This is a genomic window from Pectobacterium polaris, assembly GCF_002307355.1.
In the GTDB taxonomy this organism is placed as follows: Bacteria; Pseudomonadota; Gammaproteobacteria; order Enterobacterales; family Enterobacteriaceae; genus Pectobacterium; species Pectobacterium polare.
In genome coordinates this window covers 752,009-773,133 of record NZ_CP017481.1, presented here as the reverse complement: position 1 = coordinate 773,133, position 21,125 = coordinate 752,009, and the positions used below count along the sequence as shown (strand labels likewise).

The window sequence follows — 21,125 nt, the reverse complement described above, 5'->3', positions numbered from 1 at the left end:
AGAAGGGGAGCAAAACGGGCTGTTTTTCAGTCCGTATTGAGAATAAGAATTTATCGCAAAAAGCACTTTACAAGTGCGAATGATAATGATTATTATTGCTGTGCGTTCCGGGGAACGATGTCATGCGCCTGTGTTAGTTATTGATAGTGTTCATGGCGATCCGGCTTCCCTGTGAAGGCACGACATTGCTCACATTGCTTCCAGTATTATTTAGCCAGCTCGGGTGCTGGCTTTTTTTTTGTCTGTCGGAAATTAGCGTGAAAAGGTAGAAAACGGCAGTAAGCGCGTATAGGTAGCTAAATCTCACACCAAATTTAAGGCGAGATAAACCCTTTCAAGTCCCTCAAGATCCCCGCAACTTCCAATTTATGCCGATGGATTTTATTTTTCCTGTGTTTTTTATCTGAATATTTTTCGCAGAAAGAATAATATTATTATATTTTAGTTTAAGCAGACATGTTAATTAATAAAAAATTGGCTGTGTTGTAGCGCGGCTATGAAAAATAAAATTAATTTCGTGTCGGGTTTTAATAATAAACATATTCGATAAATGGTTTATTTTATTATGATAAATTTCATTTTTTGAAAACATGAAGTGTTAGCGCTTCATTATTCCCTGTTGTGTTGGGGTTAAGTGTGCTTATTATATTATCCATCAGTGTGAATGTGCTGCTGAATTTAATTTTTTACCATTATCTCATATTTGAGACGTTTTGTCTTATATGTGGATCTTGATAATGAATTTCACGAAGAATAATATCCTGCGAAGTTATTATCAGGATTAATTACATGCAAGACGAAAGAAGCGAAAATAAAAAGTCAGGAAAAAAAACGGCTTTATTCATTTTACCTGCGGCCCTCACTATTTGCCTGGTCACATTTTTTTTATGGACCTATGTGGGTAGTCATACAGCAACAACAGAGGATGCCTACGTGGAGGGTAATCTTGTCCAGGTTACTAGCCAAGTGGGAGGCACTATCACCGATATCAAAGCTGACAATACGGATTATGTTAAGCAGGGTGATGTAGTCGTTGCAATAAACCCAATTGACACCAAAGTTCAACTTGATAAAGCCAAAGCTCAGCTCGCCAGCACAGTACGAGCTGTCCGAAATCAGTTTGCCAATTTGCAGCAACTTGCCGCAGCTATCGAAGTGAAAAAAGCTGACTATAACAAGGCTACTGCGGATTATCGCCGTCGTTCAGGTCTAAGTAAAAGTATGGCTATTTCTGTCGAAGACATGAACCATGCTAGCGACGCTGTTAATGTGGCAAAAGCAGCAGTTAAAGTTGCAGAAAGCCAATATAATGCAGCACTGGTATACACATCCAATACCACACCGGATTCTCACCCTGATGTGCTGGCCGCCGAAGCTGTTTTTCGACAAGCCTGGCTCGACTGGCACAGAACGAATGTCATTGTACCCGTCAGTGGTGTTATTGCTCAGCGTAGTATTCAGGTTGGACAGCATATTTCATCTGGAAGTACCTTGATGTCAATTATCCCTCTGGATTCAATCTGGGTTACAGCCAACTTCAAAGAAACACAACTCGGAAATATCAAAGTAGGCCAGAATGTCACGCTTACGTCTGATGTATACGGAAGGGGCGTTCAATATAAAGGAAAAATTCTGGGGATCGAGCCAGGTACTGGCAGTGCTTTTTCATTGCTGCCTGCCCAGAATGCTACAGGTAACTGGATTAAAGTCGTGCAACGCATTCCTGTCAGAATTGAGTTAGATAAAAACCTGTTAAGCCAATATCCTCTGCGCCCTGGTCTATCAATGAAAGTAAAAGTAGACACCAGCAGTGTCGGGACTGGGGAGATTCGACCTTATAACGTGACGACTCAGAAATGGAAGACTGATGTATATAACAATGAAGATGTAAAAATTGATGCGTTAATTAAAAAAATTGTGAAAGAAAATGAATAATGAAAGTTGGTTTGTCACCCATCCAGTAAGGCAAAAAGTGCTGTTGGTTACTATATTTTTGCTGACAACCTTGGAGTTTCTCCAGGCTGGAATGATCGCATTTGCGGCTTCGCCAATCATGGGCGAAACCGGTACGTCACCGGAAGAGTACAGCTTTATTACGGCCACCTATGCCTGTGTGGCGATTATGATGATCTCAAAACAACGATGGATCGTTGAAAGAACCGGATGGCGTCTCTATATATGGTCTTCACTGATTGTTTTTATCACTGGAGCCCTATTCTGTGCTGAGAGTAGTACATACCATGCTTTCATGACGGGACGAGTTATAATGGCAATAGGTGGAGCCTCTTTTATGACGGGGGCCAGAGTGCTTGTGAATTTATTACCTCCCAGCCCATTACGTTTTAGTGGTATTAAATACTTTGCAACTGGCTTAGCTGTTGGTACTGCTTTGTCACCCTGGCTTGCATCACTGTCAGTGAGCGAGGATACATGGGGTGCCATATTTTACATACTGATTGCAGTCGCAATTTTAACGTTTATTACATCGTCATTCTGTTTACCTGATTCGTCTCCACCAGACAAGATGAAAAGCGATACCCATCCATTCCTCTTGATGTGGTTAGCTGGGGGAACGTTCAGCATTTTGTGGGTTTTTCAACGATCTAATTATAATTTCTTTAGTGATTCAATTATATTAATAACAATTCTTTGTACAGGGTTTACAGCACTTTTTTATTTTTTTAGAAGCATGTCTAAATATAATGGAAAACCGCTTTTAATGGTCAGGTTACTTTTTAGTAATAAAAAATATATCGCTGGAGTTGGTGTTTTTGCACTCTGCTACCTAGTGTTGGGTGCTAACAATTATATCATTCCACAGATATTACAGGCTGGGCTCGGTTTCTCCTGGATAACGATTGGAAAATGGCATGCAATAGGATTGTCTTCAGCATTGATTGCCTGGTTTGTTATGAGTTGGCTAATGCCAAAGAGGCCTTCATCTAAAAAATTCTTTGTCATCGGATTTCTGGCGTTGGCTGTCTATGGATGGATGATGAGGGGATTAACACCGACAGCAAACCTTATTACGGATATCTTGCCGGCACTACTGTGCAATGGCATTTTCATCATGCTAGTTATGGCGACAACGGCTATGCATACTTTCAGAGAAGTACAACATGATGAAACGGTTTTCTCACATGCACAGCAAGTTAAAAATATGATAGCTCAGTTCTTTATGGCTTTGGGTATAACCTTTGCCACACTGATGATGCAGTGGAGAACGACAATTCATTATGCTGTTCTCAACACCGATATAAAGAAGGATAATCCACTCTATCAGGATGTCCTGTTCCGTATTACGAATTTATATCAACATCATTTTTCGCTCAGTAAATCACAATCAATTGCATTTTCATGGATAGCCCAAGCAGTAAAACAGCAGGCAACAATACTTGCCGGTATGGATTATTTTACAATCATTACGGTTACGGGCATCGCGGGAATGCTTATCATGATTAAGCAGAATATTATGAAGTAGGAAAAAATGATTATTTATAACCCTGAAATTGTGTCGAAATGGATCGTTATTCTTGTGTTTTTAGTTGGAGGTATATTGAATACGATTGGAATTCAGTCTGTCAGAGATGAATTTTCCCGGTGGGGATTAAATTCATGGATTAGGATAGGAGTAGGGCTTTGTGAACTGGTCATCGCAATTTTATTAATTATGAATGTTTGGGTTTCTCAAAACCTGATTTTTGCTGCATTAATTATGATTTTCGCGGTTCTTATTATCGCATATAATAGAGAGTATGTAAAAATATGCCTTCCTGCCGTTGTGTTGCTTGTTATTATGATATCTCTGTCATTACAATAACATAATGGTTTTTGTTATACCTTATGTCTTCCTATTTTTTATAAAACAAAATAAATAAAAATTTTATATATCTTAATTACATATTTCCATTCCTGTCTTTCTCAAGAATAGAATTTATTTGTTCCTGGGAATTCATGGCTAAATAACCTAAGAGGATAGATCTTTCATTTACTTCTTTTGCTCTGAGAATAAGCACTTGTGCACGTTTTTTCGTGCCAATTTTAAAATCACTCTTACTGGAGTGAGATAATGCGATGAAATATTTTTCACTCAGTCGATTCTTCTTTCCATAAAACTCAGTGACTATCTCCCCTGACAGAACGTAAATGAAAATTCGTTCGTTACTCTCGATGCCGAATTTTTTTATTTCTGTTAATGTGAAAATGTCTAGTCTGAATTCACCGAGGCCATTTTTTTGACCATCAATACATAATGTCTCATTGTTTCTTTTAGGATGGCATTGAAACTTTTCAGTCCTGTAAGACATTTTTTTTAATGTTGAATGTGTGTTAAGCAAGATAGAAATTCCATGGACATAGCAATTTACAGAACTTACTCTCTCCTCATAAACAACACCAGATCCTGAATTCATGCAAAATAATTCTCCTGGTGTTAACAACTGGGTGTCCTCACCGACACAGATAGACAGTGAACCCGTTGAATCTGGCAACAGTAAAGTAAGGCGGAGAACGCCAGCATGTGGTGAGGGCTGAAAAACTGGACCGGAAATGATAAATTCTTCGAATTTTATCAATGGATTAAGGTCGCATGCATCGTTCTTCATGTCTATTAATGCAGTCTCATAATGAGCGCTGTGTCGTTGGTTTTCAATATGAGTTATGGATACGATATCTTTTATCATAAAATAAGCCATGGGTAATTGTAGAATAATTATATATCCCAGCTTATTATTCTAAATAGTGTAAATTGAGATGCAGGGTATTATTTTTAGGACAGCATATGGATTTTAACGACCTTTATTTTTTTTACTTGATAGCTGAACATGGTGGTTTCACTGCTGCAGAAAGAGTTTCTGGGGTGACAAAATCCTTACTAAGCCGGCGCATTGCTAAACTCGAAGAAAGGACAAATGTCAGGCTAATTCAGAGAAACAGCCGTAGTTTCAGTCTAACCAGTGCAGGTAAGGTTCTGTTCGAGCATGCCGCGCAGATGGTTAAGGATGGCCAGTTAGCCTATGAATCTGTAAGCGAACTCATTGCCGAGCCAAGTGGAACCATCAAGGTAAGTTGTCCTACCGTTCTGGCACAGTATAACCTTGCTCCTATATTACCTGGTTTTATGGCCAGGTATCCGAAAGTCAATGTTATCATTGATGCAACAGACCGGCATGTACAGATTATCGAAGAAATGTTCGATTTTGCGCTAAGAGCTAAGGCTAGCCTGGATGACGAACCTGGATTAATTGCCAGAACGTTGGCAACATCGAGGCTTATTCTTGTCGCCAGTCCTGGTTTTTTAAATCATTATACTCTTCCTGAGTCACCTGATGATTTAGGAATGATGCCCACTATCAGTTCCGTGCTGGATCGTTACGAAGGTGAGCAAAAATGGAAACTCGTTAATACAGAAGGTACGGCTGTCATTATTAAACATCGGCCCGTACTTTATTGCTTAAATCCAAGAGTTCAGCTTGAAGCCGTCCTTCATGGCATTGGTGTAGGTCTAATCCCGAATCGATAGCATTTCCTTCTGTTCGTGAAGGCAACCTGGTACAGATTCTAAAGGAATGGACTATATTTGACCATATTATTCATGCTGTATATCCCAGCAGAAAACATATGAATCCTGCTGTACGTGCATTTCTAGAATACCTTCTGACTCACCTGCCAACTAATATGAAAAACGCACATTATGGTTCATCCTAAATTTGAGATGTAGCCTTCTATTTGTGATTATTGATCTAATGCGTTAGCTATTATAAATTTGACTCCGTAACGTAGTGTTACGAAGGAAAAGTTACTTTCTCGTTTGGTATTATTGATTGCCGGCGCCAGAGCCGGCTTTTTTTAATTAAAAGTGTATTTATACTGTTTTTAAAGTAAGGAATGATTATGTTGAGATCTTTGGCTTTAGTTGGCTTAACGTTTGTTTCATCTATGTCTTTTGCTGCAGAGTTAGTGACACATGAAGAAGTAGCAAAACTAAATCTTGTGAAAATTGAGACCATTTCAGTCGGCTCACGAGTCGGTGAGGATATAAAATCGCCAAGTGATGTCCGCAATAATGTTTTTTCTGAGAAAGCGGATGCCAAGGGTGGGAGTTATTACGAAGTTGTTTCCGTTCGTGAGCAAGGTCAAACACTAGTGGCAACAGCGATTGTTTATAAGTAACATATAAATTAATGCCTGAGGGCCATATTTATATTTTTAAATCCCTCTACCTACCCTCAGGTACTATCTCATTTTTAATTAATATCTCTCTGTATTTAAATTTAATATTTTTTAGATTCTGTGGCTTTGTTGAATAAATCTAACTTTTGGTCGCAAGCTGAACCAAGCACACTGCATTCCTGACGATACTCTGGTATCCCGTGACAAAGAAAAAATTCAAAATTACCAGTTGAGCAACCTGCATACGCCATCCTGTTCTGATTTTTCGAACAGAGCGGTGAGTTTTTTGCGCTATCTTATTTATCGCCGCCCGTTACACTTTCCTTATCAAAAACGCGGGAGGAAATAACATGATCTATTTACGTCAAGCGCAAGATCGCGGACATGCGAATCACGGCTGGCTCGACAGCTGGCACACGTTCTCATTTGCCGATTATTACGATCCTGATTTCATGGGATTTTCGGCACTGCGTGTCATTAATGAAGACTATATCGAAGGCGGTCAGGGCTTTGGCACGCATCCGCATAAAGATATGGAAATTCTGACCTATGTATTGTCTGGTGCGGTTGAACATCAGGACAGCATGGGAAATAAAGAGCAGGTGCCAGCGGGCGAATTCCAGATTATGAGTGCGGGCACGGGCATTCGTCACTCTGAATACAATGCCAGCAAAGACGAACAGCTGCATCTGTATCAAATCTGGATTCTGCCGGAAAAAACCGGGCTGACGCCGCGCTACGAGCAGAAGCGCTTTGATGTGCAGCAAGGGCGTCAGCTGGTGCTGTCCCCGGATGCGCGTGAAGGCTCGCTGAAAGTCTTTCAGGACATGACGCTGTGGCGTTGGGCGCTGAAAGCGCAGGAGCAATCGGTGTATCAGATTCAGGCCGGTCGCCGCGTCTGGGTTCAGGTGGTGCGCGGTACGGTAGAGATTAACGGCCAGAAAGCGGAAGCCAGCGATGCATTCGCGGTCTGGGACGAAACGGCGATCTCCGTACACGCCAGTGAGGACAGCGAAATCCTGCTGTTTGATCTGCCGCCAGTATAACGGCGAGTGAGAAAAGTGAAGAAGCCCGCGTAGGAAAGGACGCGGGCTTTTTATTTGTCACGGCCTGACGTCATCATTCAGATTCTTCCCCTTTGCCTTTACTTTCTTTATGCTTTTTTTGTTAGACTTAGATTACTGTTTTTCAGGCATTTTAGTCGACGATGAAGAAAAAAAGACCCGTTCTCCAGGACGTTGCTGACCGCGTTGGAATTACCAAAATGACGGTAAGCCGTTATTTGCGTAATCCCGCTCAGGTATCCGCCGCGTTGCAGGAAAAGATCGCTATTGCATTGGATGAGCTGGGCTATATCCCCAACCTCGCGCCGAATATGCTCGCCAGCTCCACCAGCCGGGCGATTGGCGTGCTGCTGCCGTCATTAACCAATCAGGTTTTCGCCGAAGTCTTGCGCGGGATTGAACGCACGGCAGAAGCGCACGGCTATCAAACCATGCTGGCGCACTATGGCTATCATCCTGACAGAGAAGAACAGCGTCTGACGTCACTGCTGTCGTATCACATCGATGGGCTTATTCTGGCCGAACGTACCCACACGCCGCGGACGCGCCAGATGCTGGACGTTGCCGGCATTCCGGTCGTCGAGCTGATGGATTCCGTCTCGCCCTGTCTGGATATGGCCGTCGGATTTGATAATGTTGAAGCTGCCCGGCAGATGACATTGCGTATGGTCGCGCTGGGGCATCGTCATATCGTCTATCTCGGCGCGCGTCAGGATGAGCGTACGATTATGCGCAGTCAGGGCTACGAGCAAGCGATGTGGGAAAGTGGGCTTAAGAGCTATTGCGTGATGAGCGAGCAGGCGTCTTCCTATTCGCTCGGTGGCGAACTGCTGCGGCAGACGCAGGCAGAATACCCGCAGGTTGATAGCGTATTTTGTACCAATGACGACTTAGCCGTCGGTGCGATGTTCGAATGTCAGCGACAGGGATTGCGCGTGCCGGATGACATTGGCGTAGCCGGCTTCCACGGGCACGACATTGGTCAGGCGATGGTGCCGAAGCTAGCTAGCGTACTGACACCGCGTGAACATATGGGACGCGTCGGCACCGAACAACTGCTGGCTCGTCTGCGGGGCGAGCCAGTCGCGCAGGATAGGGTCGATGTCGGCTTTACCGTGCTGGACGGCGAAAGCCTCTAAGCCGCAGTGTTAGCCTGCCGCGCGCAGTGCGTCAACGCAGCGCTGCACGACGTCTTCCCGAGTGCCGTCAATATCGACTTTCAGGACATCCGGCTCATCGGTGCCCGGTTCTTCCAGCGCATCGAACTGGCTTTTCAGTAGGTCTGTCGGCATGAAGTGACCTGCTCTGGCTTTATGCCGCTCCAGAATCAGCTCAAAGCTGCCTTTCAAATAGATAAACACCATCTTTTCGTTGCCTTCGCGCAGGCGGTCGCGGTAACGCTTTTTCAGCGCGGAACAGACGATGATGCCGGTCTCGTTTTTGTGCGCCAGACTGTAGGCAACATCGCTGAGACGCTCCAGCCACGGTGCGCGGTCGTCGTCATTCAACGGTGTACCGCTGGCCATTTTCTGGATATTGGCGCGCGGGTGCAGATCGTCGCCGTCAATAAATTTTGCCTGAATGGCGCGGCCAAGTTCAGCGCCAACTGAGGATTTTCCACTGCCTGATACGCCCATCAGAATAATGCTTCGACCTGACATAATTTGATCTCTATCTCAAAATGTAAATTAAATGGTGTTTGATAGTTCCTGATTTTAACATGTTACCCGTATCATGTTACCGGTATCAAATGATGGTGTGATACACCTCACAAACAATTAGCCAACCCAGACCGAGTGCCCTAAAGAGATTATTAACGATGACAGAAATCACCTCCGCCTATAGCGCCAGTGTGTTGTTGACCATTGCCGCTGGTGCAGTCGCACTGTTACTAGTGCTGATTATGCGCTTCCGCGTCCACGCGTTTTTGGCGTTGACGTTGGTGAGCCTGATCACGGCGCTAGCGACGAAAACCCCTTTTGAGAAACTCGTTCCTACGCTGCTCAGTGGTTTCGGCAGTACGTTGGCATCTGTTGCCTTGCTGGTTGGTCTGGGGGCAATGATTGGTCGCCTGCTGGAAGTGACTGGTGGTGCAAATGTGCTGGCGGATACGCTAATCAATAAATTTGGTGAGAAACGTGCGCCTTTCGCACTGGGTCTTGCCTCTCTGCTGTTCGGCTTCCCGATCTTTTTCGATGCCGGGCTGATCGTGATGCTGCCGATTATTTTCAGCGTGGCGAAACGTTTTGGCGGCTCAACGCTGACCTATGCGTTCCCTGCTGCGGGCGCGTTTGCCGTTATGCACGCCTTGCTGCCACCGCATCCCGGTCCGGTTGCTGCCAGTGAACTGCTGGGTGCCAACATTGGCCTGTTAGTACTGGTTGGTGCCGTGATTGCTTACCCTACCTGGTATCTGGGCGGTTATCTGTTCGGCCTGTGGGCAGGTAAGAAATTCCATTTGCCGTTGCCGTCTACCTTCCTGACCGAAGTCAAAGCGGATGAGAAGCATACGCCGCCAGCGTTTGGCGTGGTGATGTGGGTGCTGTTGCTGCCGCTTATCCTGATTTTCCTCGATACCGGGTTGAATACCCTGACGGTAATGGGCGTCATCAGCGGCGATAGCGGTCTGGTGCAGTTCCTGCGTATGTTAGGGAAAACGCCGATTGCGCTGCTGATTACGGTCTTGTTCGCCATGATTATGTTTAGCGGTCAGCATAGCCGTCGACACCTTGAGAAGATCTGTGAAGGCGCGCTGGGTCCGGTTTGTTCGATTATTCTGGTCACCGGTGCGGGCGGGATGTTCGGTGGCGTTCTGCGTTCCAGCGGCATCGGCAATGCGCTGTCTGGCGCGCTGGCGGATACCGGTATGCCGGTGATTGTGGCGGCGTTTGTGGTGTCTGCTGCACTGCGTGTAGCGCAGGGTTCCGCAACGGTAGCACTGACAACCACGGCGGCGCTGATGGCACCGGCGGTAGCGGCGACACCTGGCCTTAGCCAGTTCGATCTCTGTTTTATCGTGGTAGCGATTGCGGGCGGTGCGACCGTGCTGTCGCATGTGAACGACTCAGGCTTCTGGCTGGTTGGCCGTTTCCTCGAAATGGATGAGAAGACAACTCTGAAAACCTGGACGGTGATGGAAACGCTGCTCGGCACCATCGCGTTCCTGATCGCGTTAGTGGGGAGTATTCTTCTTTGATGTGTTTAGCCCCCTCCTTGTTGCGGGGGCTTTTAGTCACATTTTCATGCCGACTGAGAGAAGGTTTCGTGCGCGATAATGTCGTTATTTTCATGCTACTTCGTAGCACGCGCCCGACATGGGGCGGCTCAAACGCCGCTCGCCCCATGACCCCCTGGCTTTTGGCTAAATTATGCCGCTACGCGGTGCCATCGGCGTTCATAACCACTTTTCGAGCCGACTGTGACGCGCTCCCGGCGCGGCACAGTCTTTCGCGGCGTCCTTGCCGCTCACTCGGTGGTCATGCCCACCGCTGCATAATTTTTACGCCAGATAACGTCAACCCCCATAATAATTTGCGCGTTTATGTATAAGACACAGGGGGCACCGGAGCGGTTATAGCTTCATATACGCACGTATGCCGTCGAGGAACATCTGCGTCGATAGCATCACCAGAATCAGGCCCATCAATTTCTCCAGCGCACTCACGCCTTTCTCACCCAGCAAACGCAAGAACAAATCAGACATCAGCAGGATGATGAACGAAATCGTCCAGGCGATAAACAGCGCCAGCGTCAGGTGAGGTAGCTGATTGGGATACTGGTGGGAAAGCAGCATCAGCGCCGCGAGGATCGATGGCCCCGCGACCAGCGGAATCGCCATGGGCACCAGAAACGGCTCTTCTCCGGCAGGCAGACCGCTGCTATTGCCTTCCTGCGAAGGGAAAATCATACGAATCGCGATGAGGAACAGCACGATACCGCCGGAAATCGACACGGTTTCGGTGCGCAGATTCAGGAACGCCAGAATGTGTTCACCGGCGAACAGGAAAATCAGCATCAGTCCGAGTGCGATCAGCATTTCACGGATCAGCACCACACGTCGGCGTTTGGGGTCGAGGTGTTTGAGTACGGACATGAAAATCGGCAGGTTGCCGAGTGGATCCATAATGAGCAACAGCAGCACTGTTGCGGAGATCATTTCTGTCATTTTGGTTTTTTACTCCCGAAACCTTGTTTCCTGACCTGGGCCATCTTTACGGGCTGACCAACGTGATTATCCTGCGTCAGGTTGATGATATTAGAATGACTGCTGAAAAAGGGCGTACTATCGAATAAATTCACTTGCGACTTTATGTACATTTTGTAAGGTTGAATGACACGATTATTTACAGGTTTACGACACGACGCGCGCGCGACTTCTGCGGGAGATCACCGAGCCAGCAATCACTAAGCGCTATCGACGTTAGCCAGAATTCTTTTTGTTACCCCCAAAGCAGGACAGTTACCATGAAAAATGTTGGTTTTATTGGCTGGCGCGGTATGGTCGGCTCGGTTCTCATGCAGCGCATGGTGGAAGAACGCGACTTTGATGTGATTCACCCGGTATTCTTTTCGACTTCTCAGCACGGCGAACCTGCTCCGGCGTTGGGCGGTCATAAAGGCGTGTTGCAGGATGCTTATAATATCGAAGCACTGCGCGCGCTGGACATCATCATTACCTGTCAGGGCGGCGATTATACCAATGAAGTGTACCCAAAGCTGCGTGAAAGTGGCTGGCAGGGTTATTGGATCGATGCCGCATCCTCACTGCGTATGAAAGATGACGCGATTATTATTCTGGATCCAGTGAACCACGGTGTGATTCAGCAGGGTCTGGATAAAGGCATCAAAACCTTTGCCGGCGGTAACTGTACCGTCAGCCTGATGCTGATGTCGTTGGGCGGCCTGTTTGCGAATAATCTGGTGGAGTGGGTTTCTGCTGCGACGTATCAGGCGGCTTCTGGCGGCGGTGCGCGTCACATGCGTGAACTGCTGGCCCAGATGGGCTCGTTGCACGGTGAAGTGGCGAAAGAGCTACAGGATCCGGCCTCTGCGATTCTGGATATTGAACGTAAAGTAACCGCGCTGACCCGTAGCGGTTCGCTGCCGACCGATAACTTCGGCGTACCGTTGGCTGGTAGCCTGATCCCGTGGATCGACAAACAGCTGGATAACGGCCAGAGCCGCGAAGAGTGGAAAGGTCAGGCGGAAACTAACAAGATTCTGAGCACCAGCAGCGTCATTCCTGTTGACGGTCTCTGCGTACGCGTCGGCGCACTGCGCTGCCACAGCCAGGCGTTCACCATCAAACTGAAAAAAGACGTAGCGCTGCCGGAAATCGAACAGCTGCTGGCAACCCACAACGACTGGGTGAAAGTGGTGCCGAACGATCGCGATATCACCATGCGTGAGCTGACGCCTGCTGCGGTAACGGGCACGCTCTCCACGCCGGTGGGTCGTCTGCGTAAGCTGAACATGGGGCCGGAATACCTGTCCGCCTTCACGGTCGGCGATCAGCTGCTGTGGGGAGCCGCTGAACCGCTGCGCCGTATGCTGCGCATCCTGCTGTAGTTATCTTGCTATAGTTCTGCTGCTTTTCTGGCGCAACATCGGTTGGTGTTGCGCCATATTTCTACTCGTATTTCTTCACGCGTATGTCTTCGAGAACCGCGACGGGCCGGATATTTCAGAACGTCTAGCGCACAAGCGGCTTGCCGTATGACGGGTATCACTCACTGATATTTTCAGCAAAGTACCAGACCTCTTTGTTGCAGACACTGGTTTAGCCGATCCACGTTATCTTTAGCCGTCGTGGTGCAGATAAAACGTGGATTCTCATGTAAATAGACTTCGCCGTTCTGAAGTAATCCAACTTCAAGCAACTGCAATTCGGCTTGTTGTAACTGTTGCTGTAACACTGGCAGGTAAAAACCGGATGCATCATAAAAGAACTCTTCAGGAGTGATGTCTCCGATTGGGAAACCCTGCTCGTCAAACAAACTGTCTATAGATAACGCGATCCCAGCTTGCTTAATAGGGGTTAAAGCCTCCAGAGCCTGAAGATCAAATTCTTTCCATTCGATATAACAAAGAAAATCTTCCCCCAATAAATCATCCAGCCAATAGACCTGTGCATATTCGCCATGCGACTTATCCAATGCTTGCGTAATGATATCTTGTGCTGAAAAACCGGGCACTGCCTGTTCAAATGCAGCATAAAGTGCGGTATCGGTCATAACGCTTCCTTGTATTGATAAACTGATTTTTCTCTGCCGTCACGGTAGCCTGCCACCTAATCCGCAACGCCTTTATTTCCCCATCACGCCACGCTATCCAACTGTTCCAATGCCTGACGGGGTGAGATCAGTGGGACGCGAACTTCTACGCGGGTGAATTTATCCGCTTCGCTGACTACTGTGATGCCATAGCGGTTGCCGTAGCGTGCTTTGATGCGGCGGTCGACCAGATTCATACCTAGCCCATCGCCGCCGCTGCGGGGCTGATAGGTGCCAGCGTTATCTTCGACTGACAGTTCCAGCGTGTTGGCGTGCAGGCGTCCGCTAATGTGGATGTGTCCGTTTTCAATCATCTGCGAGATACCGTGCTTAATCGCATTTTCGACAATCGGTTGCAGGGAAAACGCGGGTAATCGCGCCTCACGCAGCGCTTCCGGCAGCGAAATGTCTACGGTCAGGTGATCGGCGAAGCGCGCCTTTTCGATTTCGAGATAGGCGTTAACGTGCTCCAGCTCGTCATTAAGCGACACTTCATCGTTGCTGCGCTTGAGGTTTTTACGGAAAAACGTCGATAGGGACAGCACCAGCTGGCGAGCGTGGGCAGGATCGCGTCGTATCACCGCGGACAGCGTATTCAGTGCGTTAAACAGAAAATGCGGGTTGACCTGCGCGTGTAGCAGCTTGATTTCCGACTGGGCCAGCAGCTGTTTCTGCTGTTCAAAACGGCCCGTCAGAATCTGTGCGGAAAGCAGGTGAGCGATCCCTTCCCCCAGCGTGCGGTTAATGCTGGAAAATAGCTTATTCTTGGGCTCATAAAGCTTGATCGTGCCGACAACGCGCTGATCTTCGCCCCGCAGCGGGATCACCAGCGTGGAGCCGAGTTTACAGTGTGATGAAACCGAACAGGTATAAGACACCTCGTTGCCGTCGGCGTATACCACCTGATTGTTGTCTATCGCCCGACGGGTGTGTGATGACGTGATAGGCGCGCCGACGTTGTGGTGGTCGTCGCCCAGTCCGATGAAGGCCAGCAACTTGTCGCGATCGGTAATGGCTACGGCACCCACGCCTAACTCTTCATACAAAATACGGGCGACGCGCATACTGTTTTGCGGGTTAAATCCCTGACGCAGCGCCCCTTCGGCGCGGGCGGCGATTTGCAGCGCCTTGGCGGAAAATGCGGAAGTGTATTTTTCAAAAATGGCGCGTCTGTCGAGCAGGATGCGCATGAACATGGCAGCACCGATGGTGTTGGTGATCATCATCGGTAAGGCGATATCTCGAACCAGTTCAACCGCGTTATCAAACGGACGGGCGACCAGCAGGATAATCGCCATTTGCAGTATCTCCGCAACCAGCGCGGTCAGGCCGACGACGAGGGGCTGAAACAGCAGATCGATGCGGTTGCGGCGTGCCAGATAGCGGTGTAACAGCCCGCCGAGCAAGCCTTCGGCAATCGTCGACAGCATACAGGCTAACGCGGTCATGCCGCCCATCGAATAGCGGTGTAATCCGCCCGTTAACCCGACGAGAAAACCGACAGAAGGGCCGCCCAGCATGCCGCCGAGCACGGCACCCGTCGCGCGGGTATTGGCAATAGAATCGTCTATATGCAGGCCGAAATAGGTTCCCATAATGCAAAACACGGAAAAAACCAGATAGCAGACCAGCTTGTGCGGCAGGCGGATGGTGACCTGCATCAGCGGGATAAAAAGCGGTGTTTTACTGAGCAGATAGGCGATAACCAGATAAACGCACATCTGCTGTAAAAGGGAAAGAATCAGATCAACCTGGCTAACCATGGGCGGGGTCTCTTCACACACAATTTGCAACATACATAATCGCCAAATTGTACTGCTTTTTGCTAGCGGACGAATCGATCTTTGAACAAAAGATGCTAATCATCTTCTGTCATAACTTATTCATATAAATATAAACGGAAAAATTTCATCCGTTCTCGGATATTTCTCCGTTCTTTGACTACGCTGAATTAGGGGCGTGGTTCAAGAACTCTTTCATAGTATTCATTATTTTTACACGTCGCCGTTATTCATTAGCAAGCTAATAACCCGTTATTTTTATTGGTTTTTTGTTAAAAATAAGTAACGGGAGAATATAAGCGCAGCGTAATGCGTTTTTTATATTACTTATTTATTTAATTCAAATGGTTAATCAGAGGATGGATACCATGTCAGCGTTTTCTGAGGCGATTAATTCACTTATTTCCGGGCATTATGCCGACCCGTTTTCGCTGTTAGGTATGCATCATTCCTCCAAAGGTCTTGAAGTTCGGGCACTGCTGCCGGATGCGCAGGCAGTCTGGGTTGTGGATGCCAGCAATGGACGAAAAATCGTCGAGCTGGATCGTGTAGACGAACGCGGTTTTTTTTGTGGTCTGGTGCCGCGTCGGAAAAGTGCTTTTCACTATCAATTGGCCGTGACCTGGGGTGAAGAAACCTGGGTGATTGAAGATCCCTACCGCTTTGGCCCGCTGTTGCAGGATATGGATATTTGGCTTTTGGCCGAAGGCACGCACCTGCGGCCTTACGAGCGGTTAGGCGCACATCTGGAAACGCTGGACGGTGTTGAAGGCACGCGCTTTGCCGTCTGGGCACCGAATGCTCAGCGCGTTTCCGTGGTGGGGCAGTTCAACTTCTGGGATGGCCGACGTCACCCGATGCGACTGCGACAGGAAAACGGTATTTGGGAACTGTTTCTGCCCGATGTGAAAGCGGGGCAGCTCTACAAATATGAAATGATCGACAGCCACGGCAGTGTTCGGCTGAAGGCCGACCCGTATGCGTTCGAAGCGCAGATGCGCCCGGATACCGCATCGCTGATTACACCGCTGCCCGAGAAAGTCCCGACCAGCGACGCTCGGCGTGAGGCGAACGATCTGCGTTCACCGATCTCCATTTATGAAGTTCATCTCGGTTCCTGGCGGCGGCATACGGATAACAATTTCTGGCTGAGCTATCAGGAACTGGCGAATCAGCTGATTGATTATGTGCAGTACATGGGCTTCACGCATGTGGAGCTGATGCCAATTAACGAACATCCGTTCGATGGTAGCTGGGGTTATCAACCGCTCGGGCTGTATGCGCCAACCCGTCGTTTCGGCACTGCGTCGGAGTTCAGAGCGTTTGTTGATGCACTCCATGAGGCGGACATCAACGTCCTGCTGGACTGGGTTCCGGGGCATTTTCCCGGCGACGAATACGGTTTGGCGCAGTTTGACGGCACCGCGCTGTATGAATATGCCGATCCGCGCGAAGGCTATCATCAGGACTGGAATACGCTGATTTATAACTATGGCCGCCATGAAGTACGTAACTATCTGGCGGGCAATGCGCTGTTCTGGATGGAGCGTTATGGCATCGACGGCCTGCGGGTCGACGCCGTGGCTTCCATGATTTACCGCGACTACAGCCGCAGCGAAGGCGAGTGGGTGCCGAACCATTACGGCGGTAAAGAGAACCTCGAAGCTATCTCGTTTCTACGCTACACCAACCACATGCTGGGTCATGCGGCGCCGGCGGCGATCACGCTGGCCGAAGAGTCCACCGATTATCCGGGCGTCACACTGCCGCCGGACTGCAACGGCTTAGGATTTCACTACAAGTGGAATATGGGCTGGATGCACGACACGTTGACCTATATGCAACTCGATCCGGTTCACCGCAAATACCATCACGATTTGCTGACATTCGGCATGTTGTACGCCTATAGCGAGAATTTCGTGCTGCCGCTGTCTCACGATGAAGTGGTGCACGGCAAGCACTCGTTGCTGGATCGCATGCCCGGCGATGTCTGGCAGAAATTTGCCAATTTGCGCGCGTATTACGGCTTTATGTGGGCATATCCCGGCAAGAAGCTGCTGTTTATGGGCGGCGAATTTGCGCAAGGGCGTGAGTGGAACCACGACGCCAGTCTGGACTGGCATCTGCTGGATGAGCCGGAAGGCTGGCACCGCGGCGTACAGACACTGGTGCGCGATCTCAACCACTACTATCGCCAGCAGCCGTCGCTGTATCAGTTGGATTTTCAGCCGCAGGGCTTTGAATGGTTGGTGGTGGATGACCGGGAAAACTCGGTCTTTGCCTTTGTCCGGCGTGATGAGCAGGGCAACGAAGTGCTGGTGGTCAGCAACTTCACGCCGGTGCCGCGCTATGGCTATCGAATTGGCATTAACCAGCCTGGCGGCTGGCGAGAAGCGATCAACACCGATTCGGTTCACTACAACGGAAGTGATTCGGGCAATGTCGGGACGATTTACAGCGAGGAGCAGGCCAGCCACCAGCGTCAGCATTCTCTGGTTCTGACCATTCCGCCGCTTGCCACGCTGTATCTGGTGAAGGAGACATAAATGGCGGAATTGCAGACGGGCAAGCCGACGCCGCTGGGGGCCAGTTTCGATGGACAGGGCGTGAATTTCGCTCTGTTTTCGGCAGATGCCGAGCGGGTTGAGCTGTGCGTGTTTGACGAACGTCAGCAGGAACAGCGCATCGCGCTGACGGCACGCAGCGGCGATATCTGGCATGGCTATCTCCCTGATGCACAGCCGGGGCTACGCTACGGTTTCCGGGTCGATGGGCCGTTCGAACCGTCGCAGGGTTTGCGCTTCAATCCGCATAAACTGCTGTTGGATCCCTGTGCGCGCCAGCTTGATGGCTGGGTGGTGGATGACGCTTGCCTGCAAGGCGGGATTGACCAGCGGGATGAGCGCGATAGCGCTGCCATCATGGCGAAGTGCGTCGTTACGGCTGAGGATTACGACTGGCAGGATGACCAGCATCCGCACACGCCCTGGAATCAGATGGTGATTTATGAGGCGCACGTTCGCGGGCTGACGCAACTGCACCCCGATATTCCCGAAGACATTCGCGGTAGCTATGCGGCGTTAGGCCATCCGGTGATGATTGATTATCTGACGTCGCTGGGTGTGACAGCGCTGGAACTGCTTCCGGTGCAGCAGCATGCCGATGAACCCCGGCTTCAGCAACTGGGGCTGCGTAATTACTGGGGCTATAACGTGCTGCTGCCGTTTGCCGTCGATAACAGTCTGGCTGCGGGTGACGACGCGCTGAATGAATTTCGCGATGCGGTGAAAGCGCTGCATCACGCGGGTATCGAGGTGATTCTGGATGTGGTGTTTAACCACAGCGCCGAGCTGGACGTCGAAGGCCCCACGCTGTGCCAGCGCGGTATCGACAACCGTAGCTACTACTGGCTGGGTGACAACGGCGAATACCATAACTGGACCGGCTGCGGCAATGTGCTGCGCCTGAATCATCCAGCGGTAATGGACTGGGTGATGGACTGCCTGCGCTTCTGGCGCGAGGTCTGCCACGTTGATGGTTTCCGCTTCGATCTGGCAACGGTGCTGGGGCGTACCCCAGATTTTACCGCCGACGCGCCGCTGCTGTCCGCCATGAAAAATGATAGCCGCTTACAGGGTTGCAAGTTGATCGCTGAACCGTGGGACATCGGGCATGGCGGTTATCAGCTCGGTCAGTTCCCGACGCCGTTTGCCGAGTGGAGTGACCGCTACCGTGACGACATGCGCCGCTTTTGGCTGCATGGTGACATTTCTCTTGGCACATTTGCCCGCCGCTTTGCTGCCTCCAGCGACATCTTCCAGCAGCGCGACCGCCTGCCTTACGCCTCTATCAACAAACTGACGGCCCATGACGGCTTTACGCTGCGCGATCTGGTGAGTTTTAACCACAAGCACAACGACGCCAACGGCGAGGGCAATCGCGACGGCACAGGTAGCAATTTCAGCAATAACCACGGTACGGAAGGGCTGGAAGTGGACGACGACATCCTTCAACGCCGACTGGCCAGCCAGAAGGCGCTGCTGACGACGCTGATTCTGTCACAGGGAACACCGATGCTGCTGGCAGGCGATGAGCTGGGACACAGTCAGCAAGGCAACAACAACGCCTACTGTCAGGACAACGAATTGACCTGGCTGCACTGGGAAAACGCGAATAGCGCACTGCGTGAATTTGTCGCCGGATTGATCCAGTTACGCCGCACGATTCCGGCATTACAGCAGGAAGCGTGGTGGCAAGAAGGGGATGGCGCGGTGCAGTGGCTGAACCGAGAAGGGCAGCCTTTGACGCCGCAACAGTGGGAGCAAGGGGAGCATCAGCTACAGATTTTACTTTCCGGTCGTTGGCTCGTGTTGTTTAACGCCAGCTTGCATGCCGGAGCGTTCATTTTGCCAGAAGGCCACTGGCAGGTTTCACCGCCGTTTGATGAGACGAATCCGCCTGAGGGTGGAGTTTGGCACGGACAAGCGCAGGCGGTAGGCGTCTTGATAAAACAAACCGCCTAAGCGCAAGCCATTAAAAGAATAATCAGGAGATAGCCATGGTGAATAACGACAAGCATGACCCTCTGATGTTGGCAAGACAGCTCCCTTTGAAATCCGTGGCATTAATTTTGGCCGGAGGCCGTGGAACGCGACTGAAAGGGCTAACGGCATTGCGTGCCAAGCCCGCAGTCCATTTTGGCGGCAAATTTCGCATTATTGATTTCGCGCTCTCTAACTGCCTGAATTCCGGCATCCGCCGTATTGGCGTGATTACGCAATATCAGTCGCATACGCTGGTGCAGCACATTCAGCGCGGCTGGTCATTTCTGAATGCGGAAATGAACGAATTTGTCGATTTGCTTCCTGCGCAGCAGCGCCATTCTACCGATCACTGGTATCGGGGAACGGCGGATGCGGTTTGTCAGAATCTCGACATTATTCGGCGCTACCGTGCGGAGTATGTGGTGATCCTCGCGGGCGATCACATCTACAAGATGGACTACTCACGTATGCTCATCGATCACGTGGAGAAGGGCGCGGAATGTACGGTCGCCTGCTTGCCCGTGCCGATAGAAGAGGCCAGCGCCTTTGGCGTCATGAGCGTGGACAAACAGCATCGCATCCTCGATTTTTCCGAAAAGCCGGATAACCCGACGCCGATGCCAGATAACCCCGATATGGCGCTCGCGAGTATGGGGATCTATGTTTTTAATGCGGACTATCTTTATCAATTACTGGAAGCAGATCGTAACGCGACAGATTCTGCCCACGACTTTGGGCAGGACTTGATTCCGAAGATTGTCTCGCAGCGTCTGGCCTGGGCGCATCCTTTTACGCTGTCGTGCGTCACGTCGGGCGAAGATGAACACCAGTATTGGCGGGATGTCGGCACGCTGGAAGCCTACTGGCGCGCCAATCTCGATCTGGCATCCGTTACGCCGGAGCTGGATGTGTACGATCGGCACTGGCCGATTCGTTCTGCGATTGAATCGCTGCCGCCCGCCAAATTTGTCCAAGACCGTTCCGGCAGTCACGGCATGACGATGAACTCGCTGGTATCCGGGGGCTGCATCGTCTCCGGTTCTGTCGTCACGCATTCCGTGCTGTTCCCGCGCGTGCGGGTGAATTCGTTTTGCAGTATCGATTCGACGGTGATCCTGCCGGATGTCAACGTGGGGCGCTCCTGCCGTTTACGCCGTTGTGTGATCGATCGCGCCTGCCACTTGCCGGAAGGCATGGTGATTGGTGAAAACGCGGAAGAGGATAGCCGCCGTTTTTACCGTTCGGAAGAGGGGATCGTGCTGGTCACGCGATCAATGTTGGAAAAGCTGTAAA

General features: G+C 49.8%; 16 protein-coding genes and 1 pseudogene. 12 read left to right on the top strand and 5 right to left on the bottom strand.

Annotation, left to right across the window (positions count from 1 at the left end; translation table 11 throughout):
• Positions 1 to 789: 789 nt before the first annotated feature.
• The 3 genes from BJJ97_RS03470 to BJJ97_RS03460 are packed head-to-tail and all read left to right on the top strand — an operon-like array spanning position 790 to position 3,820.
• On the top strand, positions 790 to 1,935 hold the full coding sequence (locus tag BJJ97_RS03470) for an HlyD family secretion protein (protein WP_095993077.1): 1,146 nt from the start codon (positions 790 to 792) through the stop codon (positions 1,933 to 1,935).
• On the top strand, positions 1,928 to 3,481 hold the full coding sequence (locus BJJ97_RS03465; RefSeq protein WP_095700843.1) for an MFS transporter: 1,554 nt from the start codon (positions 1,928 to 1,930) through the stop codon (positions 3,479 to 3,481). The genes BJJ97_RS03470 and BJJ97_RS03465 overlap by 8 nt, the downstream gene beginning before the upstream one ends.
• Before the next feature lie 6 nt (positions 3,482 to 3,487).
• Positions 3,488 to 3,820 carry a DoxX family protein gene (locus BJJ97_RS03460; protein WP_095993076.1) on the top strand — a complete coding sequence of 111 codons (333 nt, stop codon included), beginning with the start codon at positions 3,488 to 3,490 and terminating at the stop codon, positions 3,818 to 3,820.
• Between the two features lie 76 nt (positions 3,821 to 3,896).
• On the opposite strand, the gene BJJ97_RS03455 is transcribed toward BJJ97_RS03460, so the two are convergent.
• Complete coding sequence (locus BJJ97_RS03455) at positions 3,897 to 4,682, bottom strand: pirin-like C-terminal cupin domain-containing protein (RefSeq protein WP_157910769.1); 786 nt, start codon at positions 4,680 to 4,682, stop codon at positions 3,897 to 3,899.
• Between the two features lie 98 nt (positions 4,683 to 4,780).
• Between BJJ97_RS03455 and BJJ97_RS03450 the strand changes: the two are divergent.
• From BJJ97_RS03450 to gntR, 4 genes and pseudogenes are all read left to right on the top strand, one after another.
• Positions 4,781 to 5,706: pseudogene (locus BJJ97_RS03450) on the top strand (LysR substrate-binding domain-containing protein).
• Positions 5,707 to 5,892: 186 nt separating this feature from the next.
• Entirely contained in the window at positions 5,893 to 6,171 is a 279-nt protein-coding gene (locus tag BJJ97_RS03445) for a YdgH/BhsA/McbA family protein (protein ID WP_095700839.1), read from the top strand.
• Positions 6,172 to 6,521: 350 nt separating this feature from the next.
• Positions 6,522 to 7,217: a pirin family protein gene (locus BJJ97_RS03440; RefSeq protein WP_095993073.1), complete on the top strand. Its 696-nt coding sequence runs from the start codon at positions 6,522 to 6,524 to the stop codon at positions 7,215 to 7,217.
• 161 nt (positions 7,218 to 7,378) lie between these two features.
• Positions 7,379 to 8,374, top strand: coding sequence for a gluconate operon transcriptional repressor GntR (gene gntR, locus BJJ97_RS03435; RefSeq protein WP_039484773.1), 996 nt, complete (start codon positions 7,379 to 7,381; stop codon positions 8,372 to 8,374).
• A gap of 9 nt (positions 8,375 to 8,383) precedes the next feature.
• On the opposite strand, the gene BJJ97_RS03430 is transcribed toward gntR, so the two are convergent.
• Complete coding sequence (locus BJJ97_RS03430; RefSeq protein WP_095993072.1) at positions 8,384 to 8,896, bottom strand: gluconokinase; 513 nt, start codon at positions 8,894 to 8,896, stop codon at positions 8,384 to 8,386.
• A gap of 158 nt (positions 8,897 to 9,054) precedes the next feature.
• Here BJJ97_RS03430 and BJJ97_RS03425 point away from each other — a divergent pair, with 158 nt between their 5' ends.
• The gene (locus BJJ97_RS03425) at positions 9,055 to 10,431 is read left to right on the top strand and encodes a GntP family permease (RefSeq protein WP_039484767.1); all 1,377 of its coding nucleotides are present in this window, start codon (positions 9,055 to 9,057) and stop codon (positions 10,429 to 10,431) included.
• A 375-nt stretch (positions 10,432 to 10,806) separates the two neighbouring features.
• On the opposite strand, the gene BJJ97_RS03415 is transcribed toward BJJ97_RS03425, so the two are convergent.
• Positions 10,807 to 11,400: a YhgN family NAAT transporter gene (locus tag BJJ97_RS03415; RefSeq protein ID WP_039484765.1), complete on the bottom strand. Its 594-nt coding sequence runs from the start codon at positions 11,398 to 11,400 to the stop codon at positions 10,807 to 10,809.
• A 299-nt stretch (positions 11,401 to 11,699) separates the two neighbouring features.
• On the opposite strand from BJJ97_RS03415, the gene asd reads away from it, so the two are divergent.
• Positions 11,700 to 12,803, top strand: coding sequence for an aspartate-semialdehyde dehydrogenase (gene asd / locus BJJ97_RS03410; RefSeq protein ID WP_095700835.1), 1,104 nt, complete (start codon positions 11,700 to 11,702; stop codon positions 12,801 to 12,803).
• 173 nt (positions 12,804 to 12,976) lie between these two features.
• Here asd and BJJ97_RS03405 read toward each other — a convergent pair whose 3' ends face one another.
• Both BJJ97_RS03405 and BJJ97_RS03400 read right to left on the bottom strand, forming a co-directional pair.
• On the bottom strand, positions 12,977 to 13,468 hold the full coding sequence (locus BJJ97_RS03405) for a hypothetical protein (RefSeq protein WP_095993070.1): 492 nt from the start codon (positions 13,466 to 13,468) through the stop codon (positions 12,977 to 12,979).
• Positions 13,469 to 13,551: 83 nt separating this feature from the next.
• Positions 13,552 to 15,270: a sensor histidine kinase gene (locus BJJ97_RS03400; protein ID WP_095993069.1), complete on the bottom strand. Its 1,719-nt coding sequence runs from the start codon at positions 15,268 to 15,270 to the stop codon at positions 13,552 to 13,554.
• 386 nt (positions 15,271 to 15,656) lie between these two features.
• Here BJJ97_RS03400 and glgB point away from each other — a divergent pair, with 386 nt between their 5' ends.
• Genes glgB through glgC form a run of 3 tightly spaced genes read left to right on the top strand, consistent with a single transcriptional unit; the run spans position 15,657 to position 21,124 of the window.
• Complete coding sequence (gene glgB, locus BJJ97_RS03395) at positions 15,657 to 17,834, top strand: 1,4-alpha-glucan branching enzyme (RefSeq protein ID WP_095993068.1); 2,178 nt, start codon at positions 15,657 to 15,659, stop codon at positions 17,832 to 17,834.
• Positions 17,835 to 19,811 carry a glycogen debranching protein GlgX gene (gene glgX / locus BJJ97_RS03390; protein ID WP_095993067.1) on the top strand — a complete coding sequence of 659 codons (1,977 nt, stop codon included), beginning with the start codon at positions 17,835 to 17,837 and terminating at the stop codon, positions 19,809 to 19,811. It begins immediately after the preceding gene.
• A 35-nt stretch (positions 19,812 to 19,846) separates the two neighbouring features.
• Positions 19,847 to 21,124 carry a glucose-1-phosphate adenylyltransferase gene (gene glgC, locus BJJ97_RS03385; protein WP_014916899.1) on the top strand — a complete coding sequence of 426 codons (1,278 nt, stop codon included), beginning with the start codon at positions 19,847 to 19,849 and terminating at the stop codon, positions 21,122 to 21,124.
• Position 21,125 lies beyond the last annotated feature (1 nt).